General features: G+C 70.8%; 12 protein-coding genes and 2 rRNA genes (1 of these 14 running past the window's edge). 11 read left to right on the forward strand and 3 right to left on the reverse strand.

Annotated features, from left to right (window positions below; genetic code table 11):
- Together ACSU53_RS24755 and rrf are read left to right on the forward strand one after the other, a co-directional pair.
- A 23S ribosomal RNA gene (locus ACSU53_RS24755) occupies positions 1 to 2,906 on the forward strand (it extends 218 nt beyond the left edge of the window).
- A gap of 104 nt (positions 2,907 to 3,010) precedes the next feature.
- A 5S ribosomal RNA gene (rrf, locus tag ACSU53_RS24760) occupies positions 3,011 to 3,127 on the forward strand.
- A 23-nt stretch (positions 3,128 to 3,150) separates the two neighbouring features.
- Here the strand turns inward: rrf and ACSU53_RS24765 are convergent.
- Positions 3,151 to 4,458 carry a hypothetical protein gene (locus ACSU53_RS24765; RefSeq protein ID WP_437031122.1) on the reverse strand — a complete coding sequence of 436 codons (1,308 nt, stop codon included), beginning with the start codon at positions 4,456 to 4,458 and terminating at the stop codon, positions 3,151 to 3,153.
- A gap of 105 nt (positions 4,459 to 4,563) precedes the next feature.
- Here ACSU53_RS24765 and ACSU53_RS24770 point away from each other — a divergent pair, with 105 nt between their 5' ends.
- On the forward strand, positions 4,564 to 5,379 hold the full coding sequence (locus ACSU53_RS24770) for a hypothetical protein (RefSeq protein ID WP_437031124.1): 816 nt from the start codon (positions 4,564 to 4,566) through the stop codon (positions 5,377 to 5,379).
- Between the two features lie 139 nt (positions 5,380 to 5,518).
- Here the strand turns inward: ACSU53_RS24770 and ACSU53_RS24775 are convergent, their stop codons facing one another.
- Entirely contained in the window at positions 5,519 to 6,817 is a 1,299-nt protein-coding gene (locus ACSU53_RS24775) for a DUF1015 domain-containing protein (RefSeq protein WP_437031126.1), read from the reverse strand.
- A 72-nt stretch (positions 6,818 to 6,889) separates the two neighbouring features.
- On the opposite strand from ACSU53_RS24775, the gene ACSU53_RS24780 reads away from it, so the two are divergent.
- From ACSU53_RS24780 to ACSU53_RS24795, 4 genes are all read left to right on the forward strand, one after another.
- Positions 6,890 to 7,918 carry an HAD-IIA family hydrolase gene (locus ACSU53_RS24780; RefSeq protein WP_437031128.1) on the forward strand — a complete coding sequence of 343 codons (1,029 nt, stop codon included), beginning with the start codon at positions 6,890 to 6,892 and terminating at the stop codon, positions 7,916 to 7,918.
- 175 nt (positions 7,919 to 8,093) lie between these two features.
- Positions 8,094 to 9,137, forward strand: a complete 1,044-nt coding sequence (locus tag ACSU53_RS24785) for a FecCD family ABC transporter permease (RefSeq protein WP_437031130.1) — start codon at positions 8,094 to 8,096, stop codon at positions 9,135 to 9,137.
- The gene (locus ACSU53_RS24790; RefSeq protein WP_437031132.1) at positions 9,134 to 10,171 is read left to right on the forward strand and encodes a FecCD family ABC transporter permease; all 1,038 of its coding nucleotides are present in this window, start codon (positions 9,134 to 9,136) and stop codon (positions 10,169 to 10,171) included. Before ACSU53_RS24785 ends, ACSU53_RS24790 begins: the two co-directional genes overlap by 4 nt.
- Complete coding sequence (locus tag ACSU53_RS24795; RefSeq protein ID WP_437031134.1) at positions 10,168 to 11,046, forward strand: ABC transporter ATP-binding protein; 879 nt, start codon at positions 10,168 to 10,170, stop codon at positions 11,044 to 11,046. Before ACSU53_RS24790 ends, ACSU53_RS24795 begins: the two co-directional genes overlap by 4 nt.
- Before the next feature lie 29 nt (positions 11,047 to 11,075).
- On the opposite strand, the gene ACSU53_RS24800 is transcribed toward ACSU53_RS24795, so the two are convergent.
- Complete coding sequence (locus tag ACSU53_RS24800; RefSeq protein ID WP_437031136.1) at positions 11,076 to 11,423, reverse strand: sterol-binding protein; 348 nt, start codon at positions 11,421 to 11,423, stop codon at positions 11,076 to 11,078.
- A 105-nt stretch (positions 11,424 to 11,528) separates the two neighbouring features.
- On the opposite strand from ACSU53_RS24800, the gene ACSU53_RS24805 reads away from it, so the two are divergent.
- The 4 genes from ACSU53_RS24805 (at position 11,529) to recN (ending at position 15,575) form a co-directional block, all read left to right on the forward strand.
- Positions 11,529 to 11,933, forward strand: coding sequence for a hypothetical protein (locus tag ACSU53_RS24805; RefSeq protein ID WP_437033382.1), 405 nt, complete (start codon positions 11,529 to 11,531; stop codon positions 11,931 to 11,933).
- Between the two features lie 7 nt (positions 11,934 to 11,940).
- Positions 11,941 to 12,756, forward strand: a complete 816-nt coding sequence (locus ACSU53_RS24810) for a TlyA family RNA methyltransferase (RefSeq protein WP_437031138.1) — start codon at positions 11,941 to 11,943, stop codon at positions 12,754 to 12,756.
- Entirely contained in the window at positions 12,753 to 13,658 is a 906-nt protein-coding gene (locus ACSU53_RS24815) for an NAD kinase (RefSeq protein WP_362092640.1), read from the forward strand. Before ACSU53_RS24810 ends, ACSU53_RS24815 begins: the two co-directional genes overlap by 4 nt.
- Before the next feature lie 198 nt (positions 13,659 to 13,856).
- Positions 13,857 to 15,575 (forward strand): DNA repair protein RecN, encoded by a 1,719-nt coding sequence (gene recN, locus ACSU53_RS24820; RefSeq protein ID WP_437033384.1) that lies wholly within the window; start codon positions 13,857 to 13,859, stop codon positions 15,573 to 15,575.
- Positions 15,576 to 15,587 lie beyond the last annotated feature (12 nt).

The following is a 15,587-nucleotide window of genomic DNA, read 5'->3' on the forward strand; positions in this document are numbered from 1 at the left end:
AAGAGAAAACAACCGTGATTCCGGGAGTAGTGGCGAGCGAAACCGGATGAGGCCAAACCGTATGCGTGTGAGACCCGGCAGGGGTTGCGCATACGGGGTTGTGGGATCTCTCTTCTGTTGTCTGCCGGCAACAGGACGAGTCAGAAACCGTTGATGTAGGCGAAGGACATGCGAAAGGTCCGGCGTAGAGGGTAAGACCCCCGTAGTCGAAACGTCAGCGGCTCGTTTGAGAGACACCCAAGTAGCACGGGGCCCGAGAAATCCCGTGTGAATCTGGCGGGACCACCCGCTAAGCCTAAATATTCCCTGGTGACCGATAGCGGATAGTACCGTGAGGGAATGGTGAAAAGTACCCCGGGAGGGGAGTGAAATAGTACCTGAAACCGTGTGCCTACAAGCCGTGGGAGCGTCGGACATCAGCTTGCTGGTGTCTCGTGACTGCGTGCCTTTTGAAGAATGAGCCTGCGAGTTTGCGGTGTGTTGCGAGGTTAACCCGGGTGGGGAAGCCGTAGCGAAAGCGAGTCCTAATAGGGCGTTTGAGTAGCACGCTCAAGACCCGAAGCGGAGTGATCTAGCCATGGGCAGGTTGAAGCGGAGGTAAGACTTCGTGGAGGACCGAACCCACCAGGGTTGAAAACCTGGGGGATGACCTGTGGTTAGGGGTGAAAGGCCAATCAAACTCCGTGATAGCTGGTTCTCCCCGAAATGCATTTAGGTGCAGCGTCGTGTGTTTCTTGCCGGAGGTAGAGCACTGGATAGGCGATGGGCCCTACCGGGTTACTGACCTTAGCCAAACTCCGAATGCCGGTAAGTGAGAGCGCGGCAGTGAGACTGTGGGGGATAAGCTCCATGGTCGAGAGGGAAACAGCCCAGAGCATCGACTAAGGCCCCTAAGCGTACGCTAAGTGGGAAAGGATGTGGAGTCGCAGAGACAACCAGGAGGTTGGCTTAGAAGCAGCCACCCTTGAAAGAGTGCGTAATAGCTCACTGGTCTAGTGATTCCGCGCCGACAATGTAGCGGGGCTCAAGCGTACCGCCGAAGTCGTGTCATTGCAGTACATACTCCTAACGGAGACTGTGATGGGTAGGGGAGCGTCGTGTGCCGGGTGAAGCAGCGCCGGAAGGCAGTTGTGGACGGTTCACGAGTGAGAATGCAGGCATGAGTAGCGATTCACACGTGAGAAACGTGTGCGCCGATTGACTAAGGGTTCCTGGGTCAAGCTGATCTGCCCAGGGTAAGTCGGGACCTAAGGCGAGGCCGACAGGCGTAGTCGATGGATAACCGGTTGATATTCCGGTACCCGCTGTGGAGCGTCAAACATCGAGCATCGTGATGCTAAGGCCGTGAAGCCGCTGGCTGAGTCTTCGGACGAGGTCGGAGTGGTGGAGCCGCTGAACCAAGCGGTTAGTAGGTGAGTGATGGGGTGACGCAGGAAGGTAGTCCATCCCGGGCGGTGGTTGTCCCGGGGTAAGGGTGTAGCCCGAGTGGTAGGCAAATCCGCCACTCATCAAGGGTGAGACCTGATGCCGAGCCGATTGTGGTGAAGTGGATGATCCTATGCTGTCGAGAAAAGCCTCTAGCGAGTTTCATGGCGGCCCGTACCCTAAACCGACTCAGGTGGTCAGGTAGAGAATACCGAGGCGTTCGGGTGAACTATGGTTAAGGAACTCGGCAAAATGCCCCCGTAACTTCGGGAGAAGGGGGGCCATTCCTGGTGATCCGATTTACTCGGTGAGCTGGGGGTGGCCGCAGAGACCAGCGAGAAGCGACTGTTTACTAAAAACACAGGTCCGTGCGAAGCCGTAAGGCGATGTATACGGACTGACGCCTGCCCGGTGCTGGAACGTTAAGGGGACCGGTTAGCTCCATTTCGGTGGGGCGAAGCTGAGAACTTAAGCGCCAGTAAACGGCGGTGGTAACTATAACCATCCTAAGGTAGCGAAATTCCTTGTCGGGTAAGTTCCGACCTGCACGAATGGCGTAACGACTTCTTGACTGTCTCAACCATAGGCCCGGTGAAATTGCACTACGAGTAAAGATGCTCGTTTCGCGCAGCAGGACGGAAAGACCCCGGGACCTTTACTACAGTTTGATATTGGTGTTCGGTTCGGCTTGTGTAGGATAGCTGGGAGACTGTGAACTCTGGACGCCAGTTCAGGGGGAGTCGTCGTTGAAATACCAGTCTGGTCGTGCTGGATGTCTAACCTGGGTCCGTGATCCGGATCAGGGACAGTGTCTGATGGGTAGTTTAACTGGGGCGGTTGCCTCCTAAAGGGTAACGGAGGCGCCCAAAGGTTCCCTCAGCCTGGTTGGTAATCAGGTGTTGAGTGTAAGTGCACAAGGGAGCTTGACTGTGAGACCGACGGGTCGAGCAGGGACGAAAGTCGGGACTAGTGATCCGGCGGTGGCTTGTGGAAGCGCCGTCGCTCAACGGATAAAAGGTACCCCGGGGATAACAGGCTGATCTTCCCCAAGAGTCCATATCGACGGGATGGTTTGGCACCTCGATGTCGGCTCGTCGCATCCTGGGGCTGGAGTCGGTCCCAAGGGTTGGGCTGTTCGCCCATTAAAGCGGTACGCGAGCTGGGTTTAGAACGTCGTGAGACAGTTCGGTCCCTATCCGCTGTGCGCGTAGGAGTCTTGAGAAGGGCTGTCCCTAGTACGAGAGGACCGGGACGGACGAACCTCTGGTGTGCCAGTTGTTCTGCCAAGGGCATGGCTGGTTGGCTACGTTCGGGAGGGATAACCGCTGAAAGCATCTAAGCGGGAAGCCTGCTTCGAGATGAGGGCTCCCACCCACTTGATGGGGTAAGGCTCCCAGTAGACGACTGGGTTGATAGGCCGGATATGGAAGCACGGTAACGTGTGGAGTTGACCGGTACTAATAGGCCGAGGGCTTGTCCTCAGTTGCTCGCGTCCACTGTGTTAGTTCTGAGACAACGACCGTTGTCGGCTTTGAGCAGAACAGACAATAGAAGAGTGTGCTTGTTCGCTCGAAACCATTAGGGTTTCGGTGGTCATAGCGTAGGGGAAACGCCCGGTTACATTCCGAACCCGGAAGCTAAGCCTTACAGCGCCGATGGTACTGCAGGGGGGACCCTGTGGGAGAGTAGGACGCCGCCGAACAATTTTTATGGAAGGACCCCTGGTCACCAGCGTTCAGCTGGGGCCAGGGGTCCTTTTTCATTTTCTGAAGCGCGCTGGGTACCCGGCCGCGCGAGATACTTGCGGTACCGAAGACAGGAGTCACCATGTCCACCAACTCTCCCGACGACCGACCGGAACGCGATCAGCGGCGACGGGACAGTGGTGACCGGTCCGACCGTGGCGGCCGGCCGGCCGGTCCGCGTCGGAGCGACGACCGCGATCGCGGATTCCGCAGGGACGAGCGTCCTCCCTTCCGGCGCGACGACCGCGATCGCGACCGGGGTGGGGACAGGGAGCGAGGCTTCCGCCGTGACGACCGGGGCGACCGGCCCGAGCGGGGCGGCTACCGGGGGCGGGACGAGCACCGCGGTGGTGACCGAGGCGGCTACGGCGGCCGCGACGACCGCCGTGACGACCGTCGGGGCGGTGACCGGGAGCGGTACGGCCAACGCCGCGACGACGACCGTGGTTACGGTCGCCGCGACGACCGCCCGCGCGACGACCGGCGGGGCGATGACCGCCCGCGCGACGACCGCGGCTACCGGGGCGAGCGCGGCGGCTTCCGGCGCGACGACGCCCGTGGCGGCGACCGTGGTGGATTCCGGGGCGCGTACCGGGACCGGGGCGACGACCGGGGGCCCAGGAGCGGTGGCTTCCGGGACCGTGACGACCGGGCCGGGCGCGACGACCGCGGTGAGCGGGGTGACCGCGGCGGCTTCCGCGGACGGGACGATCGCGGAGGGTACCGCGGCCGGGACGACCAGCGCGGGGACAGCCGCGGAGGCGACCGCGGTGGATACCGTGGGCGTGACGACCGTGGTGGTTTCGGACGCGATGACAGCCGTGGGCGTGACGACTTCCGTGGGCGTGACGACCGTGGCGGTTTCCGTCGTGACGACTTCCGTGGCCGTGACGACCGCGGTGGTTTCCGTCGTGATGACAGCCGTGGGCGTGACGACCGTGGCGGTTTCCGCCGGGACGAGAACCGTGGCCGTCAGGATCGCGGTGGTTTCCGTCGCGATGACAGCCGTGGCCGTGACGACCGTGGCGGTTTCCGCCGTGACGACAACCGCGGCCGTGACGACTTCCGGAGCCGCGACGACCGCGGTGGCTCCCGCCGGGACGACTTCCGTGGCCGTGACGACAGCCGGGGCGGCCGTGACGACCGTGGCGGCTTCCGCCGCGACGACAGCCGTGGCCGTGAGGATCGCGGTGGTTTCCGCGGGCGGGACGACCGTGGCCGTGGCGGGCCGCGCCGTGACGACCGGGGCGGTCGGCCGGGTGGCTTCCGGGGGCGGGACGACCGGCACGGCGGCGGACGCTTCCGTGAGGAGCGGGACCGTGACCGCGACCGAGAGCCGATCAAGCGGCTGCCCATCCCGGAGGACGTCACCGGCGAGGAGATCGACAAGGACGTGCGGCAGGAGCTCCAGAGCCTGCCCAAGACGCTCGCGGACGACGTCGCCAGGAACCTGGTGATGGTGGCCCGGCTGATCGACGAGGACCCGGAGGGCGCCTACGGCTACTCCAGGGTGGCCCTGCGTCTCGCCTCGCGCGTGGCTGCCGTCCGGGAGGCCGCCGGGTTCGCCGCGTACGCCAGCCAGAAGTACGCGGAGGCGCTCGCCGAGTTCCGTGCCGCCCGGCGGATGACCGGCACCGTCGAGCTGTGGCCGCTGATGGCCGACTGCGAGCGCGGACTCGGCCGGCCCGAGAAGGCGCTGGACATGGCCGGCGCTCCCGAGGTGCACAAGCTGGACAAGGCCGGGCAGGTCGAGATGCGCCTGGTCGCCGCCGGCGCCCGCCGCGACATGGGACAGGTCGACGCCGCGATCGTGACCCTGCAGAGTTCCGAGCTGGCGTCCCACTCGGTCCAGCCGTGGACCGCACGCCTGCGGTACGCCTACGCCGATGCCCTGCTGGCCGCCGGGCGTGAGGGCGAGGCGCGCGAGTGGTTCGCGAAGGCCGTCGAGGCCGACCGGGACGGCAGCACGGACGCCTCCGACCGGCTGGCCGAGCTGGACGGCGTGGCCTTCGTCGACGCGCTGGCCGACGACGAGGAGGCCGACGCTGCCGACGCCCCCGCCGGCCCGGAGCAGGCACCCGCCGCCGAGGCCCCGTCCGCTCAGGCCCCCGCGGCCGAGGGGACCCCGGCCGGGAGCGGTGAAGGCGGTGACGCCACGGAGGAGGAGCCGAGCGGCGCGTCCTCCTCGGACGCCGAGAAGAACGACTGAGGCGCACGGGAGCACTGAGGCGCACGGGAGGACCGGGGCGCACGGGAGGACCGGGGCGCACGGGACGACCGAGGCGCACGGGAGAGGGGTGCGGGACCGCCGAGCGGTTCCGCACCCCTCTCCCGTCCTACCTGGGCGGTCAGAGGTCCAGGGCGCGCAGGACCAGGCCCGAGGCCGGTTTCGGGCCGAAGGACGTCGACTTGCGGGGCATGGTGACGCCCTGCTGCGCGAGGTCCCGGACCACCTCTTCGCGGACGGGGTGCATCAGCACGGCCGTTCCGCCGTCCCGTTCCGCCTTCTCGACCGTCGCGGCAGTGTCGTGGATGTAGGCGATGTGCTCGGGGGAGTCCTCGGGGATCCGCCAGACGTGGTCGAGGAGGGTGGCGTGCAGGACCGTCGCGTCCAGGGTGCGCCAGGCTTCCGGGCGGTCCGCGGGGACCGTGCGGGACAACAGCTCCGGCGACGGACGGTCGACGAGGTGGAAGGCGCCGTCCCCGGCCAGCAGGAAGGCGTTGCCGGCGCCGGCGGCTTCCGCGAGGGCCTCCAGGGCTGCGGGCAGCGACAGGCCGAGGCGGCGGACCCGGAAGAGTCCGTCGAGGGCGGCCAGGGCGTCCCCGACCGGCAGGCCGTGCAGCAGCCGGTGGATGGCGCGCACGCGCAGCGGATAGCGGGCGGTGTCGACGAGCAGCACCAGGCCGTGGTCCCACGGGCCGGGGGAGGGGTGTTCGGCGCGGAGCCTGCGGTAGGTCGCCCAGCGGTGGTGGCCGTCGGCGATCAGCGCCTGATGGCCGGTCAGTTCCTTGCGTACTGCGGCCAGTTCAGCCGGGTCGGTGACGGACCACAGACGGTGGCGGAAACCGTCCTCGGTGGTGGTCGCGAACAGCGGCGGTCCCGCCGCCGTGCGTTCGACGAGGTCGGCGGTCACGGCCGCGGAGGCCGGGCCGTCGCCGCGGTAGGTGAGGAGGAGGGGTTCAAGGTTCGCCGAGGTGGCGAGCATCAGGGCCGCGCGGTCGGCGACGATGTGCGGCATGACGTCCTCGTGCGGCAGGACCACCTGCTCCTCGGGGTCGGACACGCGCAGGGTGCCGATGAGGCCCCGTTGCAGCAGCCCGTCGTCGGCGCGCTGTTCGTAGACGTAGAGGCCGGGTTCCGGGTCGGGGGTCAGGACGCCCTGTTCGCGCCACCGGTTCAGTGTGTCGGCGGCCTGGGCGTTGCGGGCCTCGGGCGTGTCGGCCTCGGGCAGGATCAGCCGGACGATGTTGTACGGGTCCGCGGACTGGAGGTGGTGCAGGCCGTCGGGGCGGACGACGACGTCGTAGGGCGGGGATGTCACGGCGGCCAGGCTGCCGACCCGGTCGGGGTCGTAGCGGAGGCCTCGGAACGGGGTGAGTTCCAGGCCTCGGTGCGCCTTTGCTTCCGAGTGACCTGCAGTGTTCATCCCGGCATCGTACGGGTGCGGTGGGCATGGGGGATGATCGGGGGAAAGCCGTCGAACGAGGAGCGATGCCGAATGAGCGGGAGCGTCAGGACGAGGCCCGAGGGCAGTGGACAGGCCCTGGCCGAGGCGTACGACACGGCGCTGCTCGACCTCGACGGTGTGGTGTACGCGGGCGGGAACGCGATCGCGTACGCCGTGGAGTCGCTGGCGACCGCCCGCCAGGGGGGCATGCGGCTGGCGTACGTGACGAACAACGCGCTGCGTACCCCGGACACCGTGGCGGCGCATCTGACGGAGCTGGGCATACCGACCGGCGCCGACGAGGTGATCACCTCCGCGCAGGCGGTCGCGCGCCTCATCAGCGAGCAGGTGCCGCCGGGCGCCCGCATCCTCGTGGTGGGCGGCGAGGGGCTGCGGGTCGCGCTGCGCGAGCGCGGGCTGGAGCCCGTGGAGTCGGCGGACGACGACCCGGTGGCCGTGGTGCAGGGGTACGGCGGGCCCGATCTGCCCTGGGGCCGCTTCGCGGAGGCGAGTTACGCCGTCGCCCGGGGGCTGCCGTGGTTCGCGTCGAACACGGACCTGACGATCCCCAGCGGCCGGGGGATCGCGCCCGGCAACGGCGCGGCCGTGGAGGTGGTGCGGATCGCCACCGGGGCGGAGCCGCAGGTGGCGGGCAAGCCGTTGCCGCCCATGCACCGCGAGACGATCCTGCGGACCGGGGCCGAGCGGCCGCTGGTGGTGGGGGACCGTCTGGACACGGACATCGAGGGCGCGTTCAACGGCGGGGTCGACTCGCTGCTGGTGCTGACGGGCGTGACGGACGGCGCCCGGCTGCTGGCGGCGCCGCCGCGGCACCGGCCGACGTATGTCGACGCGGACCTGCGCGGGATGCTGACCGGGCAGCCGGAGGTCGTCGGGGCCGGGACGGGCTTCACGTGCGGTGGCTGGACGGCGGTGGCGGGTGCCGACCGGCTGGAGCTGGAGGGGGAGGGCGGCGCGCTGGACGGGCTGCGGGCGCTGTGCGCGGCGGCCTGGACGGCGGCCGGGGACGGTGTGTGCGCGCTGGACGCGGGCAAGGCGCTGGCCCGGCTGGGGCTGTGAGGCGCAGGGCCGGGGAGCGGCGCCGGCGAGGCCGGTGGTGTCCTGCGCGGCGGCCGTGCGCGACCGCCGGAGGCCGTCCAGGCCGTCCCGTGGCGGCGTTCGGAGCCGCGGGATCCGGTTCGCGGGGGAGCTGCGGGGATCGTGATCCAATAGGAGGGTAGGCTAACCTAACCGCGTGTTGGTCGAGAGTCCCCCAGAACAGCGCGCGGCACCTGCCCCCGCGTCCCGCAACCGCCGGGCGCCACGGGTCTTCGGGCTGCTGCTCTCCGTCGTCGTGCTGGCGCTGGTCGCCGTGGCGAGCATCGCGATCGGGGCGAAGGAGCTGTCCCTGGAGCAGGTGTGGCACGGCCTGTTCCACGACACGGGCACCTACGGGGACGTGGTCGTCGCCGACCGCCTGTCGCGGACGCTCCTCGGGGTGCTGGCCGGCGCGGCGCTCGGCCTGGCCGGTGCGGTGCTGCAGGCCCTCACCCGCAATCCGCTGGCCGACCCCGGGCTGCTCGGCATCAACGCGGGCGCCTCCGCGGCGGTCGTCACCGCCATCACCTTCTTCGGCGTCACCTCGCTGTCCGGCTACGTGTGGTTCGCCTTCTTCGGGGCGGCGGCGGTCGGGGCGCTGGTGTGGTTCCTCGGCGGCAGCCGGAGCGCGACCCCGGTGCGGCTGGTGCTCGCGGGCACGGCCATCACCGCCGCGCTGTTCGGCTACCTGCAGGCCGTGATGATCCTCGACGACGCGGCCCTCGGGAAGATGCGCTTCTGGACCGTGGGCTCGCTGTCCTCGGCCGACAATTCGACCATCGTCCAGGTGCTGCCGTTCCTGCTGGCCGGAACGCTGCTGGCGCTGTCGCTGGCCCGCCCGCTGAACGCCATGACCCTGGGCGACGACACCGCCCGGGCGCTGGGGGCGAACCTGAACCGCACCCGGGCGCTGTCCATGCTGGCCGCGACCGTGCTGTGCGGGGCCGCGACCGCCGCCTGCGGGCCGATCGTGTTCGTCGGACTGATGGTGCCGCACGCCGTGCGCTCCTTCACCGGCCCCGACCTGCGCTGGATCCTGCCCTACGCGGCGATCCTGTCGCCGGTGCTGCTGCTCGGCGCCGACGTGCTCGGGCGGATCGTGGCCCGGCCCGCGGAGCTCCAGGTGGGCATCGTGACCGCGGTCATCGGCGGCCCGCTCTTCATCTTCCTGGTACGACGGCGGAGGACGGCCCAGCTGTGAAGACCAACCGTGCGCTGCGCACTCCCGGCGGGCTCTCGGTCCGGCTGGACGTCCGCGCCGCCGTCGTCGTCGCGCTGCTGACGCTGGCGGCGCTCACCGCGAGCGTGGTGCTGATCGGCACGGGCGACTTCCCGATCCCGCCCGCCGACGTGGTCCGGACCCTGGTCGGGCAGGGGGACGCGGGCCAGGAGTTCATCATCAACGAGCTGCGGCTGCCGCGGGTCCTGGTCGGACTGCTGGTGGGTGCCTCGCTCGGGCTGGGCGGTGCGCTGTTCCAGTCCATCTCCCGCAATCCGCTGGGCAGTCCGGACGTGCTGGGTCTCGGGCAGGGCGCCACGGCCGGCGCGCTGGTGATGATCGTGCTGTTCTCCGGCTCGGCGAACCAGGTCGCCCTCGGCGCCCTGGCCGGCGGACTCGTCACCGGGTTCGCCATCTACGTGCTCGCCTGGAAGCGGGGCGTGCACGGGTACCGGCTGGTCCTGGTCGGCATCGGCGTGTCCGCGATCGTGACCGCGGTCAACGGCTACCTGCTCACCAAGTCCGACATCGTCGACGCGGCCCGCGCGATCGTCTGGATCACCGGTTCCCTGGACGGCCGCGACTGGGACCAGGTGTGGCCGCTGGCCGCCCTGTGCGCGGTGCTGGTGCCGTTCGTCCTCTCCCGGTCCAGGGGCCTGCGCATGATGGAGATGGGCGACGACATCTCGTACGCCCTCGGGGTGCGGGTGGAGCGCGTACGGCTGCTGCTGATGCTGTCGGCCGTGCTGCTCACCGCTTCGGCGACCGCCGCCGCCGGACCCGTCGGCTTCGTGGCGCTCACCTCGCCGCAGCTCGCCCGGCGGCTGACCCGCTCGCCGGGGCCGAACCTGGTGGCGTCGATGTGGATGGGCGCGGCCCTGCTGGTCACGGCCGACTGGGTGTCCCAGCGGGCGTTCGGCGCCGATCAGCTGCCGGTGGGCGTGGTCACCGGCGTGCTCGGCGGTGTCTACCTGCTGTGGCTGCTGGTCAGTGAGCGCCGGGCGGGCCGGATATGAGCGGGCCGGAGACCGACCGCAGCGGACCGAACAACCGGAGGAGCACCGTGAACCGACTGTCCGCCGAGGACGTCACCCTCGCCTACGACCAGCGCGTGATCGCCGAGCGGCTGTCGGTGGAGATACCGGACCACTCCTTCACCGTGATCGTCGGCCCCAACGCCTGCGGCAAGTCGACGCTGCTGCGGGCGCTGTCGCGGATGCTCAAGCCGCAGCAGGGCCGGGTGCTGCTCGACGGGCAGGCCATCCAGTCGATGCCGGCGAAGAAGGTGGCCCGCACCCTGGGCCTGCTGCCGCAGTCGTCGATCGCGCCCGACGGGATCACCGTGGGCGACCTCGTGGGCCGCGGCCGCTACCCGCACCAGGGCCTGCTGCGCCAGTGGTCGGCGGAGGACGAGCGGGTGGTCCGGGAGTCGATGGACCGCACCGGGGTGGGCGACCTCGCCGACCGTCACGTCGACGAGCTGTCCGGCGGTCAGCGCCAGCGGGTGTGGATCGCGATGGCGCTGGCCCAGCAGACCCCGCTGCTGCTGCTCGACGAACCGACGACCTACCTCGACATCCATCACCAGATCGACGTCCTCGACCTGTGCGCGGAACTGCACGAGGAGCACGGGCGGACCCTGGTCGCCGTGCTGCACGACCTCAACCACGCGGCGCGCTACGCCACCCACCTCATCGCGCTGCGGGACGGGAAGGTCGTGGCGGAGGGCGCTCCCGGCGACATCGTCACCGCGGAGCTGGTCGAGGAGGTGTTCGGGCTGCGCTGCCAGATCATCGACGACCCGGAGACGGGCACGCCCCTCATCGTGCCGGCGGCGCGCCGCTCACGTGCGGCGGCGGCCCGGAGCACGGAGCCGGTGAAGGCGTCCTGACCGCCGGGCGGGCGGGGCCGCGGGGTCGGTCACAGCAGCTTGCGGAGCCGGAACAGGTCGCGCAGGCCCGCCTCCAGCCGCACCCGGCCCGAGCCCCAGGCACGGGCGAAGTGCAGGTCGCCCCGGACGAGGGCCACCAGGTCGTCGCCCGTCATGGCGAGGCGGATGTCCGCCTTGTCGCGCGGCGGTCCGGGGTGGGTGTCGTGCACGTGGACGCGTCCGCCGCCGAGCCGGCCGGCGAAGGTCACGTCGAGGTCGGTGATGTGGCAGCTGACGGAGCGGTCCAGCGCGGCGGCGGCGCGGACGTCCCCCTCCGCGCCGCTCATGGAGTCCGAGAGCTGGTCGAGTGCCGCACGGCACTCCTCGATCGTGGCCATCGCGCACGACGGTACCCCAGGCGTTCGCGGTAGCGTCGGGGCATGAACGACGCAGTGCCGCAGTCCGGCGCCGACCGGACACCGCAGCGGCCGGCCGGAGCCCCGGTGTCCTGGCCGCGGCGGGACACCGGGGAGCAGCGCACGCCGGAACCACCGGGCGGAGAGCGGACGACGGGCGGCCCGGACGCAGGGGCGCCGCCGTCCGCCGGACCGGACACCACGGAGGAGGACACCGCGGGAGGGGCGCCGGCCGGGGAGCAGACCGGGGAGCAGGCCCCGCCCGCGTACCAGCCCGCCGGGCCCGCCCCGCTGGGGGTGCCGTCGGCGCCCACCGGTGACCCGGGGGTCGACACGCTGCTGCGGCGGCTGGCCGACGCCGACCACCTGACCACGGACGGGCACCTGGAGGTGTACGAGGATGTACACCGGGGGCTGCGCGACGCGCTGACCGCGCTCGACGCCCGTCCGGGACCACCCGCGCCCCCGTCGGCACACGGACACAGGAGCTGAACCGAACGTGGCAGGAGTCGCACGCCGCCGTCTCGACGCGGAGCTGGTACGCCGCAGGCTCGCGCGCTCGCGCGAGCACGCCGGCCAGCTGATCGCCGCCGGGCGGGTCACCGTCGGCAAGACCGTTGCGACCAAGTCGGCCACGCAGGTGGAGACCGGCGCCGCGATCGTCGTCGCCGAGGACGCCGGGGACCCGGACTACGTCTCGCGCGGCGGCCACAAGCTGGCCGGTGCCCTCGCGGTGTTCGGGCCCGCCGGGCTGGCCGTCGAGGGGCGCCGGGCGCTCGACGCCGGCGCCTCCACCGGTGGTTTCACCGACGTGCTGCTGCGGGCCGGGGCGGCGCACGTGGTCGCCGTGGACGTCGGATACGGCCAACTCGCCTGGTCTCTCCGCAACGATGAACGCGTCACCGTCAAGGACCGTACGAACGTACGGGAGTTGACGCTGGAAGCGATCGATGGGGAGCCTGTGGATCTTGTCGTGGGGGATCTGTCCTTCATTCCGCTGGGGCTGGTGCTGCCCGCCCTGAAGCGGTGCACGGGGCCGGACGCGGACCTCGTGATGATGGTGAAACCGCAGTTCGAGGTGGGCCGGGAACGGCTGGGCAGCGGCGGTGTCGTCCGCAGCCCCGAGCTGCGCGCCGAGGCCGTGCGGGGGGTGGCGGCCAAGGCGTGGGAGCTGGGGCTGGGGACGCGGGGCGTCACGGCCAGCCCGCTGCCCGGACCGTCCGGGAATGTCGAATACTTTCTGTGGCTGCGGGCCGGTGCTCCACGACCGGACGCGGCCGACATCGACCGTGCTGTGGCGGAGGGGCCGCGTTGACACAGAACCGAGCTCGTACTGTTTTCCTGCTCGCCCACACCGGGCGGCCCGCGGCCATCCGCAGCGCGGAGCTCGTGGTCAGGGGCCTGCTGCACTCCGGGCTCGGCGTGCGGGTGCTGGAGGACGAGGCGCGCGACCTGCCCCTGCCCGACGACGTGGAGACCGTCAAGGAGGCCACCCCGCAGAGCCTGGACGGCTGTGAGCTGCTGATCGTGCTGGGCGGCGACGGCACCCTGCTGCGCGGCGCCGAGTTCGCCCGGGCCTCCGGGGTGCCGATGCTCGGCGTCAACCTGGGCCGGGTCGGGTTCCTCGCCGAGGCCGAGCGGGACGACCTCGACAAGGTCGTCGACCGCGTGGTGAGCCGGGCCTACGAGGTCGAGGAGCGGATGACCGTCGACGTCGTCGTGCACCGCAACGGCGACATCGTGCACACGGACTGGGCGCTGAACGAGGCGGCCGTGCAGAAGGTGTCCGCCGAGCGGATGCTGGAGGTCGTGCTGGAGATCGACGGCCGGCCCGTCACCGGGTTCGGCTGCGACGGCATCGTCTGCGCGACCCCCACCGGGTCCACCGCCTACGCGTTCTCGGCCGGCGGACCCGTGGTGTGGCCGGAGGTGGAGGCACTGCTGATGGTGCCGATCAGCGCCCACGCCCTGTTCGCCAAGCCGCTGGTGACCTCGCCGGACTCGGTGCTGGCGGTGGAGATCCTGCCGCACGTCCCGCCCGGGGTGCTGTGGTGCGACGGGCGGCGGACCGTGGAGCTGCCGACCGGCGCCCGCGTCGAGGTGCGGCGCGGTGCGGTGCCGGTCCGGCTGGCCCGGCTGCACCACGCCTCGTTCACCGACCGGCTGGTGGCCAAGTTCGCGCTGCCGGTGTCGGGCTGGCGCGGCGCGCCGCACTGAGAGCCGGCCGGGCCGCTCCCGCGGCGGTCTCCCGCGGCCCGAAGGGGTGGTTCCGCCGGGCAGCCGACATCGGGGCGTTCATGACCGTTCGTCCTGCTCTGCGCGCCGGGGGACGACGTCCACTCCTGCGGGTGACGGGGGTGGGCCGCTCGCACGGGCGGGCTCGGACCTCGTAAGGTCTTCAGCGTGTTGGAGGAGATGCGGATACGGTCGCTCGGAGTGATCGACGACGCTGTCGTCGAGCTGTCACCAGGCTTCACGGCCGTCACCGGTGAGACGGGGGCGGGCAAGACCATGGTGGTCACCAGCCTCGGGCTGCTGCTCGGCGGGCGGGCGGACGCGGCGCTGGTGCGGATCGGGGCCCGGAACGCGGTCGTCGAGGGCCGGGTCGCGGTGCCCGGGGACGCCGCGGCCGCCGTGCGCGCGCAGGAGGCCGGGGCCGAGCTCGACGACGGGGCGCTGCTGATCAGCCGTACCGTTTCCGCCGAGGGGCGCTCGCGGGCCCACCTGGGCGGCCGGAGCGTGCCGGTGGGCGTGCTCGCCGAACTCGCCGACGAACTGGTGGCCGTGCACGGCCAGACCGACCAGCAGGGGCTGCTGAAGCTGTCGCGTCAGCGGCAGGCGCTCGACCGGTACGCCGGGTACGCGGTCGCCGTACCGCTGGGCAAGTACACCGAGGCCTACCGGCGGCTGCGCACCGTCTCCGCGGAACTCGAGCAGATCACCACGCGGGCCCGCGAGCGCGCCCAGGAGGCGGACCTGCTCCGGTTCGGGCTCGACGAGATCGCCGCCGTGGAGCCCCGGGCCGGCGAGGACGTGGAGCTGGCCGAGGAGGCGGAGCGGCTGGGCCACGCCGAGGCGCTGGCGTCGGCGGCCGCGGCCGCGCACGCCGCCCTGGCCGGGAACCCGGAGGACCTGGAGGGCGTCGACGCGGGCACCCTGGTCGCGGGCGCCCAGCGGGCCCTGGAGGCCGTGCGGGCGCACGACCCCGCGCTGGCCGCGCTCACCGACCGGATCGGCGAGATCGGCATCCTGCTGCGTGACGTGGCCGGGGAGCTGGCGGGCTACGCCGACGACCTGGACGCCGACCCGCTGCGGCTGGCGGCCGTCGAGGAGCGGCGGGCCGCGCTGACCGGACTGACCCGCAAGTACGGCGAGGACGTCACGGCCGTGCTGGCCTGGGCCGAGCAGGCGGCGGCCCGGCTGACCGAGCTGGACGGCGACGACGAGCGCATCGGTGAGCTGACCGCCGAACGTGACGCGCTCCGTGCCGAACTGGGCGAGCTGGCCACGGCGCTCTCCCGGGCGCGGGCCGAGGCCGCGGAGCGGTTCGCGGCCGCCGTGACGGCCGAGCTGGCCTCCCTGGCGATGCCGCACGCGCGGGTCTCCTTCGACCTGCGGCAGACCGAGGACCCCGACGGCATCGAGGTCGGCGGCCGCACGGTCGCCTACGGGCCGTCGGGCGTCGACGAGGTCGAGCTGCTGCTCGCCCCGCACCCGGGGGCGCCGCCCCGGCCCATCGCCAAGGGCGCCTCCGGAGGCGAGCTGTCCCGCGTGATGCTGGCCGTGGAGGTGGTGTTCGCGGGCACCGACCCGGTGCCGACGTACCTGTTCGACGAGGTCGACGCCGGCGTGGGCGGCAAGGCGGCGGTGGAGATCGGCCGGCGCCTCGCGCGGCTGGCGAAGACCGCGCAGGTCGTGGTCGTGACGCATCTGCCGCAGGTGGCGGCCTTCGCCGACCGGCAGCTGCTGGTGGAGAAGACCGACGACGGATCGGTCACCCGCTCCGGGGTGAAAGTCCTGGAGGGCGAGGAACGCATCCGGGAGCTGTCGCGGATGCTGGCCGGGCAGGAGGACTCCGAGACCGCCCGGGCGCACGCCGAGGAACTGCTGGAGACCGCCCGTGCGGAGGTCTGACGGGCGCCGCCC

This window comes from Streptomyces sp. enrichment culture (genome assembly GCF_964273255.1).
Classification (GTDB): domain Bacteria; phylum Actinomycetota; class Actinomycetes; order Streptomycetales; family Streptomycetaceae; genus Streptomyces.